18 protein-coding genes are annotated in these 24,032 nt (G+C 71.9%); 8 read left to right on the top strand and 10 right to left on the bottom strand.

Annotation, left to right across the window (positions count from 1 at the left end):
* Positions 1-11: 11 nt before the first annotated feature.
* The 5 genes from AB0395_RS02290 to AB0395_RS02310 all read right to left on the bottom strand — a co-directional run bounded on the left by AB0395_RS02290 (position 12) and on the right by AB0395_RS02310 (position 8,145).
* Positions 12-911, bottom strand: a complete 900-nt coding sequence (locus AB0395_RS02290; protein WP_366276148.1) for a hypothetical protein — start codon at positions 909-911, stop codon at positions 12-14.
* A gap of 66 nt (positions 912-977) precedes the next feature.
* Positions 978-3,206 (bottom strand): sensor histidine kinase, encoded by a 2,229-nt coding sequence (locus AB0395_RS02295; protein ID WP_366276149.1) that lies wholly within the window; start codon positions 3,204-3,206, stop codon positions 978-980.
* A 2-nt stretch (positions 3,207-3,208) separates the two neighbouring features.
* Positions 3,209-4,675, bottom strand: a complete 1,467-nt coding sequence (locus tag AB0395_RS02300; protein ID WP_366276150.1) for a BTAD domain-containing putative transcriptional regulator — start codon at positions 4,673-4,675, stop codon at positions 3,209-3,211.
* Between the two features lie 85 nt (positions 4,676-4,760).
* On the bottom strand, positions 4,761-6,764 hold the full coding sequence (locus AB0395_RS02305) for a histidine kinase (RefSeq protein WP_366276151.1): 2,004 nt from the start codon (positions 6,762-6,764) through the stop codon (positions 4,761-4,763).
* Positions 6,765-6,828: 64 nt separating this feature from the next.
* Positions 6,829-8,145, bottom strand: a complete 1,317-nt coding sequence (locus tag AB0395_RS02310) for an MFS transporter (RefSeq protein WP_366276153.1) — start codon at positions 8,143-8,145, stop codon at positions 6,829-6,831.
* A gap of 47 nt (positions 8,146-8,192) precedes the next feature.
* On the opposite strand from AB0395_RS02310, the gene AB0395_RS02315 reads away from it, so the two are divergent.
* Together AB0395_RS02315 and AB0395_RS02320 are read left to right on the top strand one after the other, a co-directional pair.
* Positions 8,193-9,170 carry a DUF5937 family protein gene (locus AB0395_RS02315; RefSeq protein WP_366276154.1) on the top strand — a complete coding sequence of 326 codons (978 nt, stop codon included), beginning with the start codon at positions 8,193-8,195 and terminating at the stop codon, positions 9,168-9,170.
* A 152-nt stretch (positions 9,171-9,322) separates the two neighbouring features.
* On the top strand, positions 9,323-10,516 hold the full coding sequence (locus AB0395_RS02320; RefSeq protein ID WP_366276155.1) for a transposase: 1,194 nt from the start codon (positions 9,323-9,325) through the stop codon (positions 10,514-10,516).
* Here the strand turns inward: AB0395_RS02320 and AB0395_RS02325 are convergent.
* The 3 genes from AB0395_RS02325 to AB0395_RS02335 are packed head-to-tail and all read right to left on the bottom strand — an operon-like array spanning position 10,489 to position 13,348.
* Complete coding sequence (locus AB0395_RS02325) at positions 10,489-11,781, bottom strand: terpene synthase family protein (protein ID WP_366276156.1); 1,293 nt, start codon at positions 11,779-11,781, stop codon at positions 10,489-10,491. The two genes, AB0395_RS02320 and AB0395_RS02325, sit on opposite strands and share 28 nt — an antisense overlap.
* Positions 11,781-12,326: a hypothetical protein gene (locus AB0395_RS02330; protein ID WP_366276158.1), complete on the bottom strand. Its 546-nt coding sequence runs from the start codon at positions 12,324-12,326 to the stop codon at positions 11,781-11,783. The genes AB0395_RS02325 and AB0395_RS02330 overlap by 1 nt, the downstream gene beginning before the upstream one ends.
* A 35-nt stretch (positions 12,327-12,361) precedes the next feature.
* Positions 12,362-13,348 carry a terpene synthase family protein gene (locus AB0395_RS02335; protein WP_366276159.1) on the bottom strand — a complete coding sequence of 329 codons (987 nt, stop codon included), beginning with the start codon at positions 13,346-13,348 and terminating at the stop codon, positions 12,362-12,364.
* Positions 13,349-14,004: 656 nt separating this feature from the next.
* On the opposite strand from AB0395_RS02335, the gene AB0395_RS02340 reads away from it, so the two are divergent.
* The 6 genes from AB0395_RS02340 to AB0395_RS02365 all read left to right on the top strand — a co-directional run bounded on the left by AB0395_RS02340 (position 14,005) and on the right by AB0395_RS02365 (position 22,293).
* Entirely contained in the window at positions 14,005-15,366 is a 1,362-nt protein-coding gene (locus AB0395_RS02340) for a glutamine synthetase family protein (RefSeq protein ID WP_366276161.1), read from the top strand.
* Positions 15,367-15,762: 396 nt separating this feature from the next.
* Positions 15,763-16,488, top strand: coding sequence for a hotdog fold domain-containing protein (locus AB0395_RS02345; protein WP_366276163.1), 726 nt, complete (start codon positions 15,763-15,765; stop codon positions 16,486-16,488).
* Positions 16,489-16,681: 193 nt separating this feature from the next.
* Entirely contained in the window at positions 16,682-17,383 is a 702-nt protein-coding gene (locus tag AB0395_RS02350) for a type 1 glutamine amidotransferase (protein ID WP_366276164.1), read from the top strand.
* A gap of 153 nt (positions 17,384-17,536) precedes the next feature.
* Entirely contained in the window at positions 17,537-20,524 is a 2,988-nt protein-coding gene (locus AB0395_RS02355) for a bifunctional [glutamine synthetase] adenylyltransferase/[glutamine synthetase]-adenylyl-L-tyrosine phosphorylase (RefSeq protein WP_366276166.1), read from the top strand.
* 190 nt (positions 20,525-20,714) lie between these two features.
* On the top strand, positions 20,715-21,806 hold the full coding sequence (locus AB0395_RS02360) for a hypothetical protein (protein WP_366276167.1): 1,092 nt from the start codon (positions 20,715-20,717) through the stop codon (positions 21,804-21,806).
* 178 nt (positions 21,807-21,984) lie between these two features.
* Positions 21,985-22,293: a hypothetical protein gene (locus AB0395_RS02365; protein ID WP_366276169.1), complete on the top strand. Its 309-nt coding sequence runs from the start codon at positions 21,985-21,987 to the stop codon at positions 22,291-22,293.
* A gap of 27 nt (positions 22,294-22,320) precedes the next feature.
* Here the strand turns inward: AB0395_RS02365 and AB0395_RS02370 are convergent, their stop codons facing one another.
* On the bottom strand, positions 22,321-22,926 hold the full coding sequence (locus tag AB0395_RS02370) for an NlpC/P60 family protein (RefSeq protein ID WP_366276170.1): 606 nt from the start codon (positions 22,924-22,926) through the stop codon (positions 22,321-22,323).
* Positions 22,927-23,017: 91 nt separating this feature from the next.
* On the bottom strand, positions 23,018-23,956 hold the full coding sequence (locus AB0395_RS02375; protein ID WP_366276171.1) for a ScbA/BarX family gamma-butyrolactone biosynthesis protein: 939 nt from the start codon (positions 23,954-23,956) through the stop codon (positions 23,018-23,020).
* Between the last annotated feature and the right edge of the window lie 76 nt (positions 23,957-24,032).

Below are 24,032 nucleotides of genomic sequence, written 5' to 3' on the forward strand. Positions count from 1 at the left end.
CCTGGCCGCGCTCAGCCGAACACGTTGAGCAGGCCGAGGTTTTTGGCCTGCCCGATCTCGGACACCCGCTGGCTCACCTTGTAGGTGTCGGGGTCGAGGACGACCCACGTGTTGAAGCTCTTGCCCTTGACCCGGACCACGAGGGTGCCGTCGGTCAGGAAGCGGGCGCCGATCAGCGTTCCCCTGACCGGGATGGTGATCTTCTTGCCGGTCTTGGTGTTGTAGAGCGACGGGGTGTACGCCGTCGGCCAGGAGCCGTCGCCGCCCTCGGCGTTCGGGCCGAGCGCGTTCACCACGACCCGGTCGCCGTTGGGGGACAGGCCGTCCACGTGGTTGGCGAGCTTGATTCCGGGGACCTTCGTTGAGACGTGCGAGGCGGTGTTCAGGAGGTAGACGCCCTTGGTGTCCCCGGCGTACCCGGCGAGTGACCTGCCGTCGGCCGACCAGGCCAGGTGACAGACGCCGACGGTCTTGCCCGCGGTGACCGGGGTTCCGCCTGCGGACCCGACCAGGGCGACGGTCGCGGCGGTGGCCGTGCCCTTCACCACGTAGGCGACCCGCCTGCCGTCCGCGCTCCAGGCGGGGGTCAGGCAGGGCCCGCCGTACGCGGCGTTCTTGGCGATCACCTTGTCCCCGCTCGCGCTCTTGACGTGCAGGCGGCTCTGGCTGTCGACCCAGGCGACCTTCGTGCCGTCGGGTGCGGCGGAGAACTGCCCGACGAAGGTCCCGCCGCCGACGCTCAGCCTGCTCAGGCCGCCCTGCTGGGTGACCACCTCGACTCCTCCGCTCTTGTACCCGAAGAAGACGGCGCCCGGAGTGGTCGCGGCCCGCGAGGAGGCCAGGGCGGGGGAGGCGAGGGCGGCGGTGGACACGGCGAGCGCGGTGCCGACGGCCAAGGCCAGGTGCTTCACGACGAGCTCCTCAGATAAGTTCAGCGACGCATAGTTAGAGCCCTGGAAGGGGCGGAAGGTTCACACTCAGGCGGCGGAAATCGGCAGGATGGCCTCGACGACCGTACCGCCGCCGGGCGCGGAGCCGATCACACATGTCCCGCCCAGCTCGGCGGCGCGCTCGCGCATCGAGATCAGGCCGATGCCGGAGCGCGGCCCCGCGGGCAGTCCGTGCCCGTCGTCCTGGACACGCACGACCAGCGAGTCGCCGCGGCGCAGCGAGACCACCGCGGAGCGGGCGCCCGCGTGCTTGCGGATGTTGGTGAGCCCCTCCTGCGCGATCCGGTAGGCGGCGACCTCTGCGGCGGCCGGCAGATCGGACAGGTCGCCCTCGGTCTCCACGGCGACCTCGGGCTCGCCCTCGACGGCCAGCGCCCGTACGGCCCCGGCCAGGCCGAGCTCGTCCAGGGTCGGCGGGCGCAGGCCGTAGACCAGCTCCCTGATCTCCTGGCCGACCGCGTCCATACCGCTGCGCAGGTCGGCCAGGAGCCGGTCGGCCGAGGCGGGGGCGGTGCGCAGGCTGATCCTGGCCATGTTGATCGACATCGCCATGTCGGTCAGCGCGTGGCCGAGCCCGTCGTGCAGGTCCCGGCGCAGGCGGCGGCGCTCCTCCTCACGGGCGGTGAGGATGCGCTCCCGGGAACGCTGCAGGTCGGCGGTCATCATCACCGCGTGCACCACGTCCGCAACGTACGGCGTGACCACGGCGATCAGGCGGTCGTTGTGGGCGGCGGCGAACCTGCGGGGACCGGGGGCGCCGAGGAACAGCCGCCCGACCTGCTCGCCGTGCCAGATCAACGGCACCACCCGGGGGGCCGGGCCGAGCAGGCCGATCTCGACCCGCCTCGCGCCGGAGTCCCGTACCTCGACCGCGACGCCGGTGACGCTCAGGCCGTCCCTGACCGCGGAGGCGACGGCGGCGAGGGCGTTCGCGGGCTCGGCCTGGCCGACCTCCCTGCTCAGCCGGGTCGCCAGGGCCGCCGGGTCACCGTGCGTGCCGTACATGAGGCGGTCGACCCAGCGCCTCAGCATGTGCCGGAGCGGATGGAAGAACACCCCGGCGAAGAGCGCCGCGGCCAGGCCGCCGACCCGGTCGTAGCCGGACAGGGCGAACCCGGCGATCGCGCCCGCCCCGAAGTAGACCACGCTGACCGCGACGATCAGCCCGGCGGCCACGAAGGCGCGGCTGATCACGGTGTCGATGCCGTACAGGCGGTAGCGCAGCACGGAGAAGGCGATGGCGACCGGGATCAGGCCGGTCGAGACGGTGGCCGCGAACACCCACTCCTCTCCGGCGAGCATGCAGGCGATGTAGATCGCGAACGCGGTCAGCGGCCAGGCGATCTGGCGCCGTGTCATCGGGTCGGCCCTGCGCAGGCGCAGTGCCAGCGACAGCATGGACAGGATGGCGAAGACCATCGTCATCGACACGATCGCCTGCTGCAGTGGCGCGTTGTACGGGGCGAGCGCCTCGATCGCCAGCGGGTTGGGGATGACCCGGGGCAGCGGGTAGTTCTGCGGGGTCGGCGTGGGGCGCACGATCGTGCGGACCATCTCCACCGCTATCAGCACGTACGCCGCGATCACCACCGGGCGCCAGTGCTTCGAGGGCAGCCGTCCGTCGGGGGAGTAGAGCGGCAGCAGGGTGGCCAGCAGCATGCCGCCGACGACCCAGCCGATTCCGGCGACGGGGCGGTAGTACCCCGCGACGACCAGTGCGCCGTCGGCGCCCGAGCGGGCCATCATGGCGGAGCAGAAGACGTTGATCGCACCGCCCATGCCGCCGAAGCACATCAGCCAGGCCGTGGCCGGGCGCGTCCTGTGGGCCAGCAGGAACGCTCCCACCAGGGTGAAGGCGAGCCCGACGGAGTGGTCGGGGGCGAACCGCGGTCCGGGGGCCCACTCGGGCGGGAGGCTCTCGTCGATCAGGATTCCGGCCACCGTCAGCCCGAACGCGACGAACGACAGCGCGATGACCGTCAGGCGCAACGGGGAGGCCAGCAGGTCGCGCACGATGGTCGGGGCCGGGCGGGGCGGGATCAACACGTCCATGTTCCCGCCCGGTCTGACGCCCCCGCCCGGCCCGGCCTCGGCGTCCCCTTCCGGCCAGGAGGCGTCCTCGCCCGATCCTGAGGCGCCCTCGCCCGGCCGGGGAGAGACCTCGGCCGGTCCGGAGCCGCCTGTGCCCGGTCCCGGGGTGTCCCCGTCTGGGCCGGGGGCGCCCGTGCCCTTACCGGGCCGTGCCCGCCTGGACATCGTTACCTGCCCACGTCACCCGGGTTGACCAGTCCCGACTCGTACGCCGCGACGACGAGCTGGGCCCGGTCGAACAGCCCGAGGTGGTCCAGGAGCTTGGTCACCGACTGTGCGACCGACCGCTCTGAGACCGACAGGGTCGCCGAGATCTGCCGGTTGGTGAGCCCCCTGGCGATCAGTTTCATCAGGTCGAGCTCGGTGTCTCCGAGACCGGCGAGGCCGGGGGGAGCCGAGGGGTTGGCCCGTCCGGCGAAGGCCGCGATCAGACGGGTCGTGACCGCGGGGTCGATCAGTGCGTCACCGGCCTGCGCGGCACGCATCGCGGTGATGAGCTGCTCCGGCGCGGAGGTCTTGAGCACGAAACCGCTCACCCCGGCCCGCAGCGCCGCGTAGAGGTTGTCGTCCGTGCCGAACGTGGTCATCATGATGACCTTCGGGGGAGCCTCGTCGGACAGGATCCGCCGTGCGGCGGTCAGCCCGTCCAGGCGGGGCATCTGGATGTCCATCAGCACCAGGTCGGGGGAGGTGTCGCGGACGACCGCGATCGCCTGCTCGCCGTCCTCCGCCTCGCCGACCAGGTGGAAGCCGGGCTCGCTGTCGAGCACGACGCGCAGGCCCGTGCGGACCAGCGCCTGATCGTCGACCACCACGACGCGCAGCCCGGCGGGTTCCGCCGCCCGCACGGAGACGGCCTCCCGAGGGGGCGGCGTCTCCCTGGGCGGGTCCAGGTGGGCGGCGTGCGAGAGCATGTCCGACTCCAGGCGCTGCAGGGTGGCGCCGAGGTCGAGGCCGAGCTCCTCACGGAGCATCATCCTGGCCCGTCGGAGCGCTCCCAGCGCGTCGCCCTGCCTGCCGCTGCGGTAGAGCGCCAGTGCCAGCAGCCGCCAGGCCTCCTCCCGCAGCGGATGCGCCGAGACGTGCGCCTCCAGGTCGGCGACCAGCGCGCCGGACTGCCCGAGCGCGAGTCCCGCGTTCGAGTGACGCTCGACCGCGATCAGCCGCAGCTCCTCAAGGCGCCCCGCCTCGGTCACCGCCCACGGCAGGTCGGAGAACTCGGCCAGCGCGGGGCCCCGCCACAGCGCGAGGGCCTGCCCGAGGCTCTCCCACACCGTCGAGGGGTCGCCCTCCGTCTTGACGGCGCTCTCGAACCTCCAGGCGTCGACCTGCCGGGTTTCGGCGCGCAGGGCGTATCCCGGCGGGGCAGAGACAAGCACCTCCGCCTCCTCCCTCGGGGCGCGGTCCGGCTCCAGGGCGCGCCGCAGCCGCGACACGTATCCCTGGATGGTGGACAGGGCCTGGGCCGGGGGCTCGCCCGGCCAGAGCTCGTCGATGAGCACGCTTACGGGAACGGCGCGACCGCCCGCGACGAGGAGGCGGGCCAGTACGGCCATCTGGCGTTGACCGCCGAGGTCGAGCACCGCGTCGTCGTGGCGCGCCTGGAACGGTCCGAGAGCACGAAATGTCAGCATTGCAGGGGTAAGCGTAGAGCTAGCTGGCCTAACGTCATACGGCAATACCCACCATCGTTCGCGTGCTGTAAGAAATCATCGGTGGTCAGGTCTCTACATTCAAGTTCAACGGGAGCACGGCTTCGACCACCGTCCCGCCCTCGGGCGGCGAAGTGATCACGCAGGTTCCGCCGAGTTCGGCGGCCCGCTCCCGCATCGAGGAGAGCCCGACCCCCGAGCGTCTGTTGGCCGACAGGCCCGCGCCGTCGTCGCTCACCCTGACGTTCAGGTGCTCGTGCCCGGTCCGGTCCACCACGACCCGTTCGAGGCGGACCCGCACCACCTCGGCCCCGGCGTGCTTGCGGACGTTGGTGAGCGCCTCCTGGACGATCCGGTACGCGGCGACCTCCGCGGCGGCGGGCAGCCCGGCCAGCTCGCCGTTCACCTCGACCTCGACGCCGGGACCCGCCATCTCCCCTATGGCCCCGGCGAGCCCGAGGTCGTCCAGGGCGGGCGGGCGCAGGCCGTAGACCAGGTGCCTGATGTCGCTGGTCACCGCGTCCATGCCGGAGCGCAGGTCGCTGAGCATGCGTTCCGCGGTCTCCGGGGAGGCGCGCAGCGAGTGCCTGGCCATGTTGATGGACATGGCCATCCCGCTGAGCGACTGGCCGAGCCCGTCGTGCAGGTCCCGGCGCAGGCGGCGGCGCTCCTCCTCGCGGGTGGCGACGATCCGCTCACGGGACCGCCGCAGCGCGCCGACCAGCCTGACCGCGTGGGCGGCGTCCGCCACGTACGGCGTGAGCGCGGCGATGACCCGCCCGTTGTGCGCCGCGGGCAGCCGCCTGATCCCGGGCGGGCCGATGAGGAGGTTGCCGACGGGCCCGCCGTGCCAGACCAGCCTGACGTCGCGGACCACCTCACGCAGCTCGCCCACGGTCACCTCGTCGGGGCCGCCGTCCAGGAAACGCACGGCGACCCCGGTCACCGACAGGCCCTCGCGGAGCACCTCGAGCGTGGCGACCAGGCCACCGGCGGGGTCGGTGCGCTGCAGTCGCCGCCGCAGCCCCTCCGCCAGCGCGACCGGGTCGCCCTTGCTGCCGTACAGCAGGTTGTCCGCGCCACGCTGGAGCATCCGGCGCAGCGGATGGAAGAACGCCCCCGCGCAGAGCGCGGCGACCAGGCCGCCGAGCCGGTCGACGCCGGAGAGGAACAGGCTGGAGGCCGCGCCCGCCGCCACGTAGACGCCGCCGATCACACCGACCAGGCCCGCGCCGACCAGCGTCCGGGTGATCAGTGTGTCGATGCCGTAGAGGCGGTGGCGCAGCACGGAGAAGGTGATCGCGGCGGGGATGAGCAGGATGGTGAACGAGGCCAGCCACCACACCGGGTCGCCGACCACCCAGGGAACGATGACGGCGGCTATCGCCAGCAGCGGCCACAGGATCTGCCTGCGCTCCTCCGGGCTCGCCCGCCGGAACCGTACGGCCAGCGAGACGAAGGCCAGGACCATCGCCACGTTGCCGAGCTGTTCCAGCAGGAGCTGGGCGCGCCAGCCGAACGAGAACCGGTAGGGCATCTGCATGGGCAGGAACTCGGCGCGGAGCACGTCGACCGTCAGCACGGCGACGGTGAACCAGATCAGTGAGCGCCAGCGGGCCGACAGCAGGCGCCCGTCCGGGTACAGCAGCGGCAGCAGCACGCCGAGCTGTAGGAGCGTGAGTTTCCAGCTCACGCCGACGACCGTCCAGATCTGCTCGGGCAGCGCGAACCGCGAGTCGCGCAGGTCCAGCAGAGCGACGTTCACCGACAGGCTGTTCAGCGCCGAGCACAGGCCGCCCAGGCACAACAGCCAGCCGATGACCAGCCGGGGCCGCTGGAACACCAGCAGCGCCCCGAAGATCGGGAACGCGCTGCCCGCCACGTCCTCCGGCGCGAACGGCAGCGGCGTGTACGAGGGTTGCGGCAGCTGCGCCGTGACCCAGATGTTGATGCACTCCATGGCGACAGAGACCGCGGCGATCAGCACCGCCGCGATTCGCGCCCGCACAGGCGTCACCGTCAGGAAAACCCGGCCCAGCCCGCGCATCGCCCCGGCCCTTCCATTTCGCACTTGAAGGGACCTTAACCGGCGCGAACCGCAAACGAATCAACGAGCGCTCAAAGGTGAACGTTCATCAGGTGTTAACCATGGCCTCTCCGGCGTCGGCGGCCCTCGGGTCCGCGTCCGGTGCCGGTGCCGTACGGCGCCGCAGCGCGGGCCCGAGGGCGAGCACGCCCGCGGCGGCCACCAGGTCGACCGCCCCGACGACCGGCCAGAGCACCCCGGGGCTCGTCTCGAGCAGCCGGGTGCCGAGCAGCGGGGCGAGCAAGGCCCCGCCCGACCAGGCGAAGCCGTACAGGCCCGAGTAACGTCCGCGCAGGCGGGGCGGGGCGAGCGCGGCCACGATGGCGCCCGTGACGCCCGCGGTGACGATCTCGCCGAGCGTCCAGAGGACCACGGTCGCGGTGTAGTCCGCCAGGTCGGAGACGAGGCCCGTCAGCGCGAAACCGGCGCCGATGACCGCCATGCCGGTGGCGAGCACGGCGCTGTGGTCCCGCCTGCCGAGCCAGTCGCCGGTCAGCGGCTGCAACAGCACGATCAGGACGCCGTTGACCGCGGCGACCATGCCGTAGTCGGTCGTGGAGAAACCGTCGGCGGTCATGGCCAGCGGCAGGGTGGTGAACGCCTGCAGGTAGGTCAGCGTGGACAGCAGGGTGACCAGGCAGAAGGCGACCATCAGCCGGTCCCCGAGCACGACGGCGAAACCGCCGCGCCGCACGGGCGCGCGTCCCGGCACCGCTTCTCCGTCTCGTGCGGGCGACCCCCCGGCCGCCGTCCCCCTTTCCCGCCCCGGGAGCGTCTCCGGCACCGCCCGCCACACCAGCAGGCCGAACGCCAGCGCGGCGGCGGCGTTGATCGCGAACATCCAGCCGTACCCGGCCCTCGCGAGCCAGCCGCCCGCGACCATCGCCACCGCGAAGCCGAGGTTCATCGCCCAGAAGATCAGGCCGTAGGCGCGCGGCCGGTTCGCGGGCGGGACCAGGTCCGCGACCAGGGCCGCCGCGGCGGGGCGGTAGACGTCGACGGCGACGCCCAGCACGAACATGGTGACGACGATGGCGGGCAGCGAGGTCCCGTACCCCAGCGCGACCATGGTGACGGCGGTCGAGACCATGCCGCCGACCAGGGTGATCCGCCTGCCGAACCGGTCGGCCAGCCAACCGGCGAGGATCTGCGACAGCAGTGAGCCGACACCGAAGACCGCCATCACCGTCCCCGCGGCGGTGTACGACATGCCGCGCTCCTGGGTCAGGAAAACGCCGATGAAGGGCTGCACCATCATGCCCACCCGGTTGACCAGCGTCCCCGTCCATAACGCCCAGAACGCCCTGGGCAGGCCGCCTATCTTCGATCGCAGGAAACCGGGGGAGTCAAGGGTGGTGCTCGTCATGTCCCCAGAGTTGGACATCTCCTCAGTTATCACCCAGTCTTTTAGTCGTGCCTAAAAGCTCGGGCCGCATTGAGTGGATCTTCGCTCCGGACGACGTGGCCAGGATCCGGTTCGCGTTCTCGCCGATCTGGGAGCTGGTCGCGAGCCTGAGCGTGCTCCGCGACCCGGCCAGGCACTCCTTCCACCTGCCGTGGCTGCGCGCCGTACGGCCCCGCCTGGCCGGGATCGACCTGTCCGAGCTGTTCGCGCTCGTCCCGCTGCACGGCTACATCGTCGACTTCGCGACGCCGACGCCCCAGACGCCGATGCCCGACTTCGCCGCCGAGCTCGACCGGGTACGGCGCACGCCCCTGGAACGCGCGGCCAGGGAGGCCGCCCGCGTCTCCGGGACAGACCCGCGCGCCGTCGAGCGTTTCCTGGCCGACCCGGAGGCGGGCGTCGCGCGGTTCGCCGAAGCCCTTGAGCGCTACTGGGAGACGGCCTTCGCCGAGTTCTGGCCCCGGGTCTACGGCCTGCTGGAGGCGGACGTGCTGCGGCGCTCCCGGCAGCTCGCCGCGGGCGGGGCCCGCGAGCTGTTCGCCGACCTGCACCCGAACGTGCGCTGGCTCGGTGACCGGCTCGTCGTCGCCAGGCGCTGGAGCCACTCGGCGCCCCTCGGCGGCGACGGCCTGGTCCTCGTGCCGACCTCCTTCTCCTGGCCGGACGTGACCGTGATGGTCGTGCCGTACCGGCCGATGCTCATCTATCCGGTGACGGGCGCGGGCACGCTGTGGACCTCGGGACCGCCGCCCGCTCCGGGAGCGCTGGCCGCTCTGATCGGCCGGACCAGGGCGCAGATCCTGATCGCCCTGGCCGACCCCGCGACCACCTCGGCCCTCGCCCGGCGGATGGCCCTCACCCCCGGCGCGGTCAGCCAGCACCTGAAGGTCTTGGCCGACGGGGGGCTGGTGACCCGCCGCCGTCTCGGCCGCGAGGTCGTCTACCGCCGCACCCCGACCGGCGACTCCCTGGCCTGCTCGTCCTGACGGAGGCCGTGTGGCACGCGGGCGGAGGCGGGGCTACGTCACCAGACACCTCCAGCGCGGATGCCCCGTCCTTCGGGGCGGGGAGGAAGCGCGGATCGGGCGGGCGCTGTGGCCTGCTGGTTTTGTCGGTGCGGCTCGGTAGGTTGATCGGTGTGTCCCGTTACCGGCTCTCCCCGACCTCTGCCCAGGCGGCGGCGCTGGCCGAGTATTGCGGGCATGCGAGGTTCGTGTGGAACCTCGCCGTCGAGCAGCACGCGCATTGGAAACCGGGTCGCAAGAGCGCACCCGGGTTCGCTGAGCAGTGCCGCCAGCTCACCGAGGCCAGGGCGGAGTCCGAGTGGCTGCGCGCCGGGTCGATCGTCGTGCAGCAGCAGGCGCTCAAGGACTTCGCGCAGGCCATGGCGAACTTCTTCGCCAAGACCCACCGCCGTCCGACGTGGCGCAAACGCGGGCGAGGCGAAGGGTTCCGGATTGTCGCGGTCAAGCCCGGCGACGTGCGACGCCTGTCGCGCCACGTGGGCGAGGTGAGGGTGCCGAAGGTGGGCTGGGTGCGGTTCCGCCGGTCCCGCCCGATCCCGGACGGGGCGAAGTCCTACCGCATCACCCGGGATCGGGCAGGGCGCTGGCATGTCGCGTTCGCCGCGATCCCCGTACCCGTGCCTGCACCCGGCACGGGCGAGGTCGTCGGCGTGGACTGCGGCGTCGCGGTGTCGGCGGCCCTGTCCACCGGTGAACTGCTGCGCGCTCCCGGCCTGCGTGAGGCCGAGGCGAAGCGGCTGGTGCGGTTGCAGCGCAACCTCGCCCGCGCCGAACGAGGCTCCAACCGCCGGGGCAAGGTCAAGGCCGCGATCGCGAGACTGAAGGCCCGCGAGAGCGACCGGCGCAAGGACTGGGTGGAGAAGACATCCACCGGCCTGGCTCGCCGGTTCGACGTGATCGCGGTTGAAGACCTGAAGATCCGCGCCATGACGCGGTCCGCGAAAGGCACCCCCGAAGTGCCTGGCCGCAACGTGCGGCAGAAAGCCAGGCTGAATCGCGGCATTCTCGCCAACGGGTGGGGGCGGCTGGTTGAGCGGCTGGAGCACAAGGCTCCGGGCCGGGTGGTGAGGATCAACCCTGCGTACACGAGTCAGCGGTGCTCGGCGTGCGGGATCGTGGACCGGGAGGCGCGCGAGAGCCAAGCCGCCTTCCGGTGCCGGTCCTGCGGATACGCCGCCAACGCGGACGTGAACGCGGCGCGCAACGTTCGACACGCGGCAGGGCATGCCGTGTCCGCACGGGGAGGCCCGCCGTTGGGTGAGCCCGCGAACCGTGAACCTCAACACGTCTTCCCCCTTGCGGGGTAGGTGCTGTTGGAATCCCCTGCCTTCAGGCAGGCGGAGGATGTCAAGTCGTATCTGCTGGACTCCAGGAGCCATTCCAGCTGGGCTCTGGGCGCAGCGAGGAACGCGCACGCCACCTTGCTGGCGTTCCTGGCCTGGACGGGCGAGAGCCCGAACTCGTCGAACAGCCCCGGCATCCGTCTCGCCGCCGCGCGCAGGTCCTCGGCACGCTCGGCGATCCGGTCGTTCACCCACCCCACGGCCTCGGTGTCGGACAGGCCGAACGCGTGGGCGGCGACCGTCACGTAGTTGTGCACGTCGCCGTTCGCGCGCTCCTTGTGGTGGGACGCGACGTCGTTGCACCACGCGGTGACGTCGTTGCAGGCGTCGACCAGCGTCCGCCAGGCGGGGCTCTCGCGCAGCTCGGCCGGGACCTCGACCCCGAGGCATGGCTCGACCAGGTCGAACAGGTAGGGGCCCGCCGTTCCCCGCCGCAGCGCGGGATACTCGGCGACCGAGGGCACCCGTCCCGCGCACCGGTTCTCCGCCTCGGTACGGCAGGCCACCCCCTGGGCGGCGAGCCCGCGGGTGAAGCGTTCCCGCCAGCGAGGGCTCATCCGCGGGGCGGTCACCCCCCACAGGTCACGGAAGGCCACCTCGACCGGGAGCACGCCCTCGGGTCTTGGCGCGGCGGCTCTCGCCTGGAGCCCCGGGAGTCCCTTCGGCTGCAGCGGCCGGTTCCTCGCCTGCAGCGGCGAGGACCCCCTTGCCTGGACCGATGCCGGAGGCTTCGGCCTGACCGTGGCGGTGCGAGCCGTTCCCGCTCCCGTCCGGCCGCCCGCTCTGGCGTCCTGCGTCTCCTGAACGGCGCCGCCGCAGGGAACGGCCGTCTCGGCGGTGTGCCGCGCGAGGCGGGCGAAGGCGGCCTCCACGATCCCGGCCGCGCGTCCCGCGGGCTTCTCGTCCCACTCGTCGTCGAAGTGGAACAGCCAGGTCAGCCATTTCGCGAACAGAAGGGTCGAGTCCGTGCCGAACCCGGCGAAGGCCCGGCCCGCCATCCGGTCGAAGCGCGCGGGCGCGGGCGTCTCCAGCCCGACCTCGCGGGTCCACTCGGCGAGCGAGACCGTGATCCGGTCGATCGAGGCGTGCATACGGCACGGCGCGGCCATGACCGGGATCCGGTCGACGAGGGGCAGCAGCAGGGCCGCGGCCACCGAGGGAGTCCGCTCCCGCGACAGCCGGGTCTCCGCCTCGCCGGTCGTCCTGGTTGTTGTGTCGATGACGGGCACTACAGCGAACCGCGCAGCCGGTCGCCGGTCGAGCCCGGATCGGCGCTCGTGTAGTACGCCCTGGTCGCTTCGACCAGCTCGCTGACGGAGACGCCTCGGTCGCGGTCGCGGTCCAGCCGGTCGAAGGCGGTGTCCACGTCGTCGTGCGGTGTGCCGAACGCGCTCAGCAGGAGCCGGAACTCGGCCGGTTCGACGAGCCCGTCGCCGTCGGTGTCGCACAGCTCCGCGACCGCCTCTGCGGCCGGCCTGAACACCGTGTCGAACCGCTCGTCCTCGGACAGGACCGAGGACATACCGGTCCGGAACTCCTCCGGTGAGATCGCGCCCTCGCCGTCGCCGCCGAGATCGGCGGACAGGGCCCGCCAGATCGACTCGAAGCCGTGGACGAGCTTGCTGCCCGCGGCCGAGGTCGGCGACTCGCCGAAGCCGACCATGATCAGGGCGCCCAGGCCGAGCAGGTCCTCGCGCTCGACCCTCCCGTTGCCGTTCGCGTCCAGATGCTCGAAGGCATGATCCAACTTGCGCTTGAGAAGCTCTGTGCTCATCTTGTACCTCCATGTTACCCGAAGAACTCAGGCGGTCACTCTAGGTGACGATAGCGAGGGGATTCCAGAAGTCCCTCCAGGTAAGCCCTGGGAATCGTCAAGAAGGCGCAGGCCACCTGGATCACCTCGCGGGAGGCGGCGAGGCCGAGATTGCACCGTTCGACGAGCGTGGGGAGGGTGCGGGCGGCCGTCCATAGCTCCTCCATCCGGTCGACCACGCGGTCGACGACCCACTCGACGGCCGTCCCCGGGACCGCTCCCGCCACCGGGGCCGTCTCGCCGGTCACCCCGGTGGCGGTCCGGGGGGCGGTCCTGGGAGCGGTGGTGGTCCCGGGGACGGTCTCGCGGTGCAGGAAGGCCGAGGCGGCCGCCACGTAGCCGCCCCCTGTCGCCAGGTCGTCGCACCAGGTCACCACGTCGCCGCTGGCCTCGACCACCGACCGCCACCGGGGGCTCTCCTGAACCGAGGCGGGCACCTCGACCCCGGCGCACGGCTCGACCAGGTCGAACAGGTACCGCCCGAACCCGGCCCTGCCCCGCGCCGGATAGTCCTCGACGGAGACGGAGGACGCGCCCGCGCCGAGCAGCGCCGCGCGCTGGGCGGCGAGCCCGGCCCTGAACCGCTCGCGCCACTTGTCGCTCATGCCGGGCGCGCAGGCCCGCCACAGGTCCGCGAAGGCCCGTTCGACCGGTGCCGGCCCCGGCTCGCCGCCCCCGGCGACCGCCAGCACCCCCGCGAACGCGGAAGGCTCGCGGCGCAGTCGTGACAGCCATGTCAGCCAGCACGCGAACAGCGTCGCCGTGCCGGTGTCGTGCCGGGCGAAGGCCCGCCCCGCCAGCAGGTGCACCCCCGCCGCGGGATCGGCGTCCAGGCCGGTCCTGCGTGCCCAGTCGATGACCGCGGCCTCGATCCGGTGCACCGACGGATGCATGGGGCACGGCACCGACATCGCCGCGAGCCGTTCGCCGAGCGGGATCCCCGGCGAGGTCCCGCCCGGCGGTCCGTGGAGTTGGGTGCGCATCGTCGTCTTCCCCCGAAGAACGTAGTTTTCCAAGGTCCGGTCGCGAAGGACCGCGATGGGTCCCGGGCCGGGCGCGGGCTCGTGCTCCGGCCGGGGAGCCCGGTCACGGCCGATGGGGGTTTCCCGCTTCGCCGTACCGCGACCACCGTGGGCCGCCCTGGATCGCCCCGAATGGGCGCGGACCGCCGTGAGTCACCGCCGGCCGCGGCGGATCGGCGCTCACGGGCCGGTGGCCCGCATTGTTTCGCCTGGTCAGGCCAGGTGCCAGCACCGCTCCCGCCGGGCGTGTCCCGTCCACGGGCCGAGGGTCTGCGCGCGGTTCCGTCATGGTTGCGTCACGGTCCCGCCGCACGCTCCTGTCATACGGCCTCCGCCCACGGCCCCCGTCATGCGGTCGCCGCCGGTCGCCCGGTGCCCGCACCCGGTCCTGGGCCGGGCGCCCCGGTCTCGAAACGGTTCCATCCGCTTTCGGACCGGCCAGGGGATGTTCCGGGGACGGTTCTGGGAATGATGGAATCTGTCGGTGGAGACACGACGGGTTCGACGCCGCGTCGCGCCGTCCTGCCCCGTAACGTGCGCGAAACACGGAACGGGCAGACTGGTAGGAGGCCAGACGTGTCGCACCACGTCGGCGTCGGCAGTGTGAGGAGAGGTTTTTGGACCGCCAGCAGGAGTTCGTTCTCCGTACCCTCGAGGAGCGCGACATCCGGTTCATCCGGCTGTGGTTCACCGACGTGCTCGGGTTCCTGAAGTCGGTGGCCATCGCCCCTGCTGAGCTTGAGGGGGCCTTCGCCGAGGGCATTGGCTTCGACGGCTCGGCGATCGAGGGCTTCGCCCGCGTCTACGAGTCGGACATGCTCGCCAAGCCCGATCCCTCGACGTTCCAGATCCTTCCCTGGCGCAGCGAGACGCCGGGCGCGGCCAGGATGTTCTGCGACATCCTCATGCCGGACGGCTCGCCCTCGCACGCCGATCCGCGCTGGGTGCTCAGGCGCACCCTGGCCAAGGCCTCCGACATGGGGTTCAGCTTCTACACCCATCCCGAGGTCGAGTTCTTCCTGCTGAAGAACCGGCCGGAGCAGGGCAGGCGCCCCGAGCCGATCGACGACGGCGGTTACTTCGACCACACCCCGCACAGCTCTGGGCACGACTTCCGGCGTAACGCGATCATGATGCTGGAGTCGATGGGCATCTCGGTCGAGTACAGCCACCACGAGGGCGGCCCGGGCCAGCAGGAGATCGACCTGCGTTACGCGGACGCGCTCACCACCGCCGACAACATCATGACCTTCCGCCTGGTCATGAAGGAGGTCGCGCTCGAGCAGGGCATCTGGGCGAGTTTCATGCCCAAGCCGTTCACCGAGTACCCCGGCTCCGGCATGCACACCCACATGTCGCTGTTCGAGGGGGATCGCAACGCCTTCTACGAGCCGGGAGCCGACTACCAGCTCTCCAAGGTCGGCAGGTCCTTCATCGGTGGCCTGCTGGCGCATGCCGCAGAGATCACCGCGGTCTGCAACCAGTGGGTCAACTCCTACAAGCGGCTGTGGGGCGGCGCGGAGGCGATCGCCGGGGCGGGCGGCGAGGCTCCGAGCTACATCTCCTGGGGCCACAACAACCGCTCGGCCCTCGTCAGGGTGCCGATGTACAAGCCCCACAAGAGCGGCTCGACCCGCATCGAGTTCCGCTCGCTCGACTCGGCCTGCAACCCCTACCTCGCCTTCGCGGTGATCCTCGCAGCGGGCCTGAGGGGCATCGAGCAGGGCTACGAGATGCCCCCTGGGGCCGAAGACGACGTCTGGGCCCTGACCTCGGCCGAGCGCCGCGCCCTGGGCATCCAGCCGCTGCCGCAGTCACTCGACGAGGCCATCGCCGTGATGGAGCGCAGTGAGCTGGTGGCGGAGACCCTCGGCGAGCACGTCTTCGACTACTTCCTGCGCAACAAGCGCACCGAGTGGCGCGAGTACCGTCGCCAGGTCACCGAGTTCGAGCTCGGCCGGTATCTCCCGGTTCTCTAGGGGCCCCAGGGTGCGGGGAGGGCGTCTCCGCGCCCTGCGCGCGTGCTCCGGCGGCGCGGTAGGGTTCAACGGCGTAGGCGCCTCTGGCGCCCGTACCGTGTGATCGTCGTCATCCGGGCCGTCACCGGCGTGCCTGTTTTCGGCTGGTTCTCGGACGCGGGCCGCCGGCCGTGGCGAGTCCCGGCGGGGCGAGGACCGGGAGGTCGTCGCTGGGGGCTCGAGAGACGGGCGCGCCCCCTGCGGTTCCATGCCGGACAACATGTGGCAAGGTGCCGTTGGTTCGCGGATCATCGCCACCTGGTTCGCTGTCTGCGCAACGACTCCGGTAAAATCGGTCGGTCCGTTTAGAGTGATTTTCGAGGATGAATCGCCATAAAAGGCGACAGGAGGTGCCGCATGACGACGGCTGCCGAGCTGCAGACCGTGGTGACGGTTCCGGCGCGTTTCCGAGGGCCCGAGGGCTCCGCGAACGGCGGATGGATCGCGGGCACGGTCTCCGAGGCGTCACACGGCGCCCGGCACGACTCGGCCGTCGAGGTCACGCTACACGCGCCCACGCCGCTGGAGACCGAGCTTTCCCTGCGTCACCTGGCCAACAGTGCCACCCTCACCCACGGTGACACCCTGCTCGTCGAGGCCATCCCGGTCGCCGAGCAGCTCACCGCCCCCGCGTTCGTCCCCTTCAATGAGGCGGCCCGCGCCGAGGGCGGCTTCGCCGGGCTCACCGGCCACGCCTTCCCCGGCTGCTTCACCTGCGGCCTGCGCACCCCGGGTGACGGCCTGCGGATCTTCCCCGGTCCGGTGCCCGGCACCGATCTGGTCGCTGCCGGCTGGCGGGTGCCGATGACCGTCACCGACGAGGACGGCGTCGTCCCCGACGCGATCATCTGGGCCGCCCTCGACTGCGCCACCGGCTGGGCCCACTTCACGCCCGGTGAGTTCGCCCTGCTCGGCAGGCTCACCGCCCAGGTCAACCGGCGGGTCTACCCCGGCGGCACCTACTCGGTCGTCGCCCGCGCCACGGGGCGCGAGGGCCGCAAGCTCTTCGGCGAGAGCGCCGTCTACGAGGTGGACGGCACCCTGGTCGCCGCGGCCAAGGCCGTTTGGATCGCTCCCGCCTGAGTCTCGCGGACCGGGGGCTGCCCGCCTGTGACAGCCCCCGGTGATCCGCGAGGAGCCTGCGGCGGCGACGACGCGCACGGGACGAGCCCGCGCGTTCCGGTGATCCGCCGAACCACCCCGTACGGCTGGGCGTCCGACGGGTCCACCAAGGACCGGTATGGGGTCTTGCATGGCTTTCGCCGATAATTACCGCATGAGAATTACCGTCGTCGAGAACGAAGCCGGGGCAGGTCTTGGATTCTTCGCCGGGTGGCTGGCGGAGAGCGGCGTCGACTGCGAGGTCGTCCGGCCCCATCGAGGAGAGCCGGTGCCCGACCGGGCGGCGGACGGCCTGATCGTGCTCGGCGGCTCGGCGGCGGCGTGGGAGGACGAGCAGTACCCCTGGCTGCCCGCGACCCGCGCCCTGATCCGGAGCACGGTCGAGGGCGGGGTGCCGACCCTGGGCGTCTGCCTGGGCGCCCAGCTGATGACGCTCGCCTTCGGCGGCGCCGTCGAACGCGGCGAGCACGGCCTTGAGGTCGGCATCACCGAGGTCGTCCCGCTCCCCGCGGCAGCCGACGACCGGCTGTTGTCCGGTCTCGGCCCGGTTCCCGCGGTGCAGTACCACGGTGACGCGATGACCAGGCTTCCCGAGGGCGCGGTGCCGCTCGCCACCGGCGACCCCTACCCCAACCAGGCTTACCGCCTGGGAGAGCGGGCGTGGGGGGTGCAGTTCCACCCCGAGGCCACCGTTGAGATCTTCACCGACTGGACGGCTCAGTCCGCCGACCACCTGACCGGCCTCGGCTACTCGGTCGAGGAGCTCAACGCGAGGGCGAAGGAGGCGGAGGAAGGCCTGATCGCCGCCTGGCGGACGCTCGCCGAGCGCTTTGCCGCCGTCGTCAGGTCCGGCTGACCGGGCGGAGACGCACAGGGACCCGCCGACGGCGTACGGACCCCCGCCGGCGTCCGTGCCGCAACCCCGGGCAGAACCCGGCTCCGGGCAGGGGTGGCCGGGTGGGGATCGGGGAAGGCCACCCATGCTTGGACCGGAGACGAGGGAGGGACGGTGGACGCCGTGCCCCGGATACAGACGACCGCGGGGCGGCTGGCCAGGCTCGGGTTCGCGGACGGGGCCAGGGCGGGGCGGCTGCTCGAGGAGCTGGGCCCCGAGGCGGCCAACGATCCCGGCCTGCTCGACTCCCTGGTGGCGACGGCGGATCCGGATCTGGCGCTCACCTCGCTCAACCGGCTGGCCGAGCAGGACGAAAAGATCCTCGGGGCGCTCGGCTCCGACCCCGTCCTGCGGGCCAGGCTGCTCGGCGTCTTCGGGGTCAGCGCCGCCCTTGGCGAGCACGTGGTCAGGCACCCCGAGCACTGGCGCCTCCTGAGCGGCACGCGGTCCCTGCGGCGGCCCGCCGACCACGAGCTTCGTGCCGAGTTGCTGCGCGCGGTCGGCGCGGAGCCCGAGGACCCCGAGCCGAGGGCGTCGGGCGTCGGCACCGCGACCCTGGCCGCGCTGCGGGTCGCCTACCGGGGCCGCCTGCTCCACCTGGCCGCCCGCGACGTCCTCGGCGAGGTCTCGCTGGCCGAGGTCACCGCAGAGCTGTCCGACCTGGCGGGAGCCGCGCTCGAGGCGGCGCTCGCCGTCGCCAGGACCGAGCACGCCGACCCCGGCTCGGTACGGCTCGCCGTCATCGGCATGGGCAAGTGCGGCGCGCGTGAGCTCAACTACATCAGCGACGTCGACGTCGTCTTCGTGGCGGAGCCACGGGAGGGCGCGGAGGAGACCGAGGCCGTCCAACTGGCCACCCGCCTGGCCAAGAGCATGATGCGCGTCTGCTCGGCCAGCACCCCCGAGGGGTCGTTGTGGGAGGTCGACGCCGCACTGCGCCCTGAGGGCAGGTCGGGGCCGTTGGTCCGCACCCTCGCCAGCCACCAGGCCTACTACCGCCGCTGGGCCAAGACGTGGGAGTTCCAAGCCCTGCTGAAGGCCCGCCCCGTCGCCGGAGACCTCGAGCTCGGCGAGCAGTATGTCTCCGCGGCGAACGAGATGGTCTGGCAGGCCGCGACCCGGGACAGGTTCGTCGAGGACGTGCAGGCGATGCGCCGCAGGGTCGAGGCCCACGTGCGCGGGGGCGAGGCGGACCGCCAGCTCAAGCTGGGGCCAGGCGGGCTGCGCGACATCGAGTTCGCCGTGCAACTGCTGCAGCTCGTCCACGGCCGCCTCGACCCGCTACTGCGCCGCCGCGCCACGCTCCCCGCGCTCGCCGCCCTGTCCAGGGGCGGCTACGTGGGCAGGGACGACGCCAAGGCGCTCGCGGAGGCCTACACCTTCCTGCGCCGGATCGAGCACCTGATCCAGCTCTACCGGCTCCGCCGTACGCACGTGGTGCCCGAGAGCGAGGCCGATCTGCGGCGCCTCGGCCGCGGTCTGGGCATGACCAGCGACCCGGTGGGGGAGTTCACCACCCGCTGGAGGCGCCACGCGATGGAGGCCAGGCGCCTGCACGAGAAGTTGTTCTACCGGCCGCTGCTGCAGGCCGTCGCGCGGCTGCCCGAGTCGGAGGCCCGGCTCTCGACCGCCGCCGCGCAGGCCCGTCTCGAGGCGCTCGGCTACGGCGACCCGGCCGGAGCCCTGCGCCACATCAGTGCCCTGACCAGCGGAGTCTCCCGCCGCGCCGCGATCCAGCGGACCTTGCTCCCGGTCATGCTCGGCTGGTTCGCCGACGCCCCCGACCCCGATGCGGGTTTGCTTGGCTTCCGGCAGGTCTCGGACAAGCTCGGCGCGACCCCGTGGTACCTGCGGCTGCTGCGCGACGAGACCGCGGTCGCCTCGCGCCTGGCCCGGCTGCTGGGGACCAGCCGTTATGTGACGGGCCTGCTGCTGCACGCCCCGGAGGCGGTCGCGATGCTCGGCGCGGACGCCGAGCTGGATCCCAGGCCCGCCGAGGCGTTGCTGGCGGAGGCACGGGCCACCGTCGGTCGCTACCCGGGTGAGGCGGAGAGCGCGGTGGCCGCGGCACGCGGGCTGCGGCGCAGGGAACTGGTCCGTACGGCCGCCGCCGACCTCTCGGGGCACATCGACGTCGAACGGGTCGGCCAGGCGCTGTCCGCGCTCAACGACGTGACCATCCAGGCCGCGCTCGACGCCGCGATCGGCAAGGTCGAGATGGAGCGGCGCGCCCCGCTCGGCACCAGGTTCACGGTGATCGCGATGGGCCGCCTCGGCGGCCTCGAGTGCTCCTACGGCAGCGACGCCGACGTGATGTTCGTGCACTCGCCCCTCGCGGGCGTCGCGGAGAGGGACGCGACGGACGTGGCCTTCGCGGTGGCCAACGAGCTGCGCCGTCTGCTGGCGCTGCCCGCCCCCGACCCGCCCCTGCTCATCGACCCCGACCTGCGTCCCGAGGGCCGCCAGGGCCCGCTCGTCCGCACACTGGCCTCCTACGCCGCCTACTACGAGCGCTGGGCGTCGCCGTGGGAGTCCCAGGCACTGCTGCGCGCCCGGCTCGCCGCGGGGGACGCCTCGCTCGGCGCCGAGTTTCTCGCTCTGGCCGACCCGCTGCGCTACCCGGCCGACGGCATCCCCGACGCGGCCGTGCTGCAGATCCGCAAGCTGAAGGCCAGGATGGAGGCCGAGCGGCTGCCGCGGGGCGCCGACCCGACCCTGCACACCAAGCTCGGCAGGGGAGGCCTCTCCGACGTCGAGTGGGTGGCCCAGCTCCTCCAGCTCCGTCACGCGGGGCCACTGCCGTCGCTGCGGACCACCCGCACCCTGGAGGCCCTGCGCGGGGCGGTCGCCGAGAACCTGCTCTCCGAGGCCGACGAGGCCGCGCTCGCCGGGGCATGGCGGTTCGCCTCACGCGTCCGCGACGCCATCATGCTGGTCAGGGGCCGCGCCGCCGACTCCATTCCGGTTGACGTCCGAGAACGCGGGCTCATCTCCCGCACCCTCGGTTACCCGCCCGACGCCAGCGGGAGCTTCGTCGACGACTACCGCCGGGTTACCCGCCGGGCCCGCCTGGTCATGGAACGCGTCTTCTACGGCGACTGAACCGTTACGGTGGCCGGGGAGGTATGGCGCCCCTGGCGGTGCGGTGATTCGGGCGGCATGAGGGAGGACTGGTCGGGGCGGCACGCAGCGCTCTCCCCGAGGACGGACTTCCACACGAGCGGGACCCATTTCGTGCGATGGCGTTGCGCTTCCTGGGACCGGCGTGTATCAACGGTGCGGGTGATCTACTTTGCTATCGGTTTACATTGATCTGGCCATCGGCCTGGTGCTGGCCTTCCTGCTGCTGTCGCTCCTGGTGAGCGGCCTCAACGAGGCCATCGTCAGGCTGCTCGGCATCCGCAGCAAGTTCCTGTGGGCCTACCTTCGCGACACTCTGGACGGCGGCCCGAGGAAGGGCGTGTCCTGGATCCCGTCGAAGATCATTGACGTCTTCGCCAAGCTTCCCTTCTCCAGGCACGACCCACGTCCCCGGCACGACCCCGACCCCGCGCCGCCGGTGGTCGAGCCGATGCCGGTCGATCCCGGTGCGGTGCTCGCGGCGAAGGCCTCCGCGCCCCCGGTCGACATGACCAAGCGTCTCTACGAGCGCCTCCAAGAGATCGACCACCCCAAGGGCACCAGGACCAGCATCGCCGACATCCCGCCGGAGCGGTTCTCCTCGGCGCTGCTGGAGCTGGTCGCCGCGGAGGAGGACGGCGTCGAGGGACTGATCGCCAAGCTTGAGGCCATCCACAGTCCGCTCGCGGGGCACCTGCGGGGTGTGTGGGAGGGCGCCCAGCGGGACATGGGCAAGTTCCGCAAGGGTGTCGAGGACTGGTTCGACGGGGAGATGCAGCGCCTGTCCAAGCTCTACCGCCGCTACGTCAAGTGGGTGGTCTTCGCGCTGGCCCTGACGCTGACCCTGCTGTTCAGCATGGACTCGCTCGAGTACGGCAAGACCCTGCTGCGGGACAACGCCTACCGGGCCGCGGTCGCGGCCATCGCGGGCGGTGGCGGGGACGGCACGGCCGAGCTGAAGGACTCCCTGAAGGACAAGTGCGCCGTCGCGGGCTCCGTCGAGCCGTACTCCTGCGTCACCGAGGTCTTCAGCTCCCCGGCACTGGTCAAGATCTTCGACCACGCCATGATGAGCGTGACGATCCCCGCCGACGACGCCGGCAGCCCGTCCTTCACCTTCAACGCCACCACCTGGTGGAATCGCCTGATCACGATCGGCCACTGGCCCGGCTACCTGGTCACCGTGTTCGCCCTGCTGTTCGGTGCCTCCTTCTGGTGGGACATCCTGCGCAGGCTCACCGGCATCCGCACCAGCCGTTCCTGACCTCGCCCGCGCGGCTCGGGCATCCTGCGCGGGCTCACCGGCGTCCGCGCCGGCTGTTCCGGGTCCCCGCCCGCACGGCTTCGCCGTCTGGTGGCCCATTGTCAAGCGGAGGAAGCCTCCGTATTCTGGAAGCGATCCGGAGACATCCTCCGGTTGATTCTGCGGGGAGCTTTCATCCATGAGCGTGAATCTCGGGCGTGTGGGAGTGTGGACCTTCGCCTTCGACGGCCAGCCTGTGGCCAAGGTGCGAGAGGCGGCGGCGGAGCTCGACGAGCTCGGCTTCGGCGACGACGACCTGATCGAGGGCGGCAGCGACCGGCTGGTCGAGGCCCTGGTCGCGTGGGGGGACGCCGGGGGCATCGCCAAGCGGGTGCGCGAGCATCTCGACGCGGGCGCGGACCACGTCTGCGTCCAGGTCCTGTCACCGGAAGGGGGCCTGCCCGCCCGGCAGTGGCGCGAGCTGGCCCCGGCCCTGCTCGAACTCTGAGCCGGCTCCCGCCCTGCGAACAGGGTCCTACGAGTAGCGGAAGTATCCGGCGAAGTCCCCGATGGCGGAAAGCGGGTCGATCCGGACCTCGGTGCCGGTCCGCAACGCGTTGATCATCTTTTCGCCGCCGATGTAGATGCCCACGTGGTGGGTCTTCGCGTGCCTGCCGAGCCTGCCGTAGAAAACCAGGTCACCGGGGCGCGCCACGGCGGCGGGAATCCTCCTCAGGCGCCGGAGGTGGTCGTCGGTGTTGCCGGGGCCGAGCACGTCCCTGCCGTAGGCGAGCCGGTAGACCCATCTGGTGAGCCCGGAGCAGTCGAGCCCTCGGGTCGCGGTCGCGGGGCACGGCGTGATCGCGCCCCGGTAGCCTGCGCAGGTGCCGAAGGAGGGGCCCGGGACGTCGTCGTGGCCGCCGCCCCACGAGTAGGGGATCTCCCCGCCCCGCCAGCCGGGCCTGCTCTCTCCGGCCTCGATCGCGTAGGCGATGGTGGTCACCCGGTTCAGGAGGGCAGGCAGGATCGGCACCGAGCCGCCGGTGACCAGGAGGGTGCCCGCGAGCACGGCCGTGACGGCCGGTATCCGGTGCGGGCGAGTCCTCCGATCGGCTTCTCCGATCCACGCGATCCCCGGCATCCACCCACCCCGCTCCCGGACGTTTGCGCCCAAGATATCGCCGGGGCGGCGGGCCGTACGTCATGACGGCCGCCGCCGCGGGTCGGCCGGGTCACGTCCCGGTGGGCGGGCCGGCGAAGACCAGGCCTGCGGCGGCGACCGAGCCGAACTGCTCGATGGAGACCCGGATCGCCACCTCTCCGCCGGGTGGCGCCTCCTCGGTGTGGGCGCGGACCAGACAGTCGCCCCACAGTTCCACGTAGCGGGTGAAGGTGGCGTCCATCTTCACGGGGATCAGGGGCAGCGGATGAGTGACAGCGAGGGCCGCCTGCCGCATGGCCTCCATGAGCGCCATGCCGGGGACGTGGTCGAGGCTGTGGTCGAAGAGCACCGGATGCGCGGGATCCACTCGCAGCAGCCAGGTGTGGTCGATGCCGGTCGGTGCGAGCACGACGTCGCGCGACAGGTCGCGGCCGGCCAGCCACGGGGCGATCGGGTCGGGGAGCGGGGGAGTTTCCGCCGGGCGCCCGTTGAGGACCGAGGCGCGCAGCCGGTCGTGGGCCGCCTGGGAGACACAGTCGAAGCTTCCCTCTCCCATGCCGACCAGGCGTCCGTCCCGGTAGAAGTCCACGTGCCCGCGCAGACCGGCCAGGTTCCTGCCCCGGTGGCGCACCTGGCTGCGGGTGAAGCGGAGCACCAGGTTGGTCGGGGCGGTGCCGACGACCAGGTCGCCGGGATCCACCTCGTAGGAGAGGTCCCACATGAGGAAGCAGCGGTCCATCGGGCAGTCCAGCTCGGCGTGGCTCACCACGAGCCCGGCCTGGCGGATGGTCTCCGCAGCCAGCAGCGGGTCGCAACACCCCCCGACCGGCCGGTAGAAGCTGTGCCCGCGTGGCCACTGCGCTGCCAGGACGGACGTCTTGTCGTCGATGGAGCGCCAACCGGTGATCATCACCTCGGAGACCGCCGTGCGGTGCACCAGCCGCCGGGAGACCGTCTGCTCGAAAAGCGCGGGGTCGACCGATATGTCGATTAAGTCGTGTGCAGCCATGGGGTACTACCTCCCTAGAGCTCCTGCGTTTCAGGGGAATGAGGGCGTAGAATACCGACCGAGCGGTATTTTTTTA

Source organism: Streptosporangium sp. NPDC051023, from assembly GCF_040689595.1.
Classification (GTDB): domain Bacteria; phylum Actinomycetota; class Actinomycetes; order Streptosporangiales; family Streptosporangiaceae; genus Streptosporangium.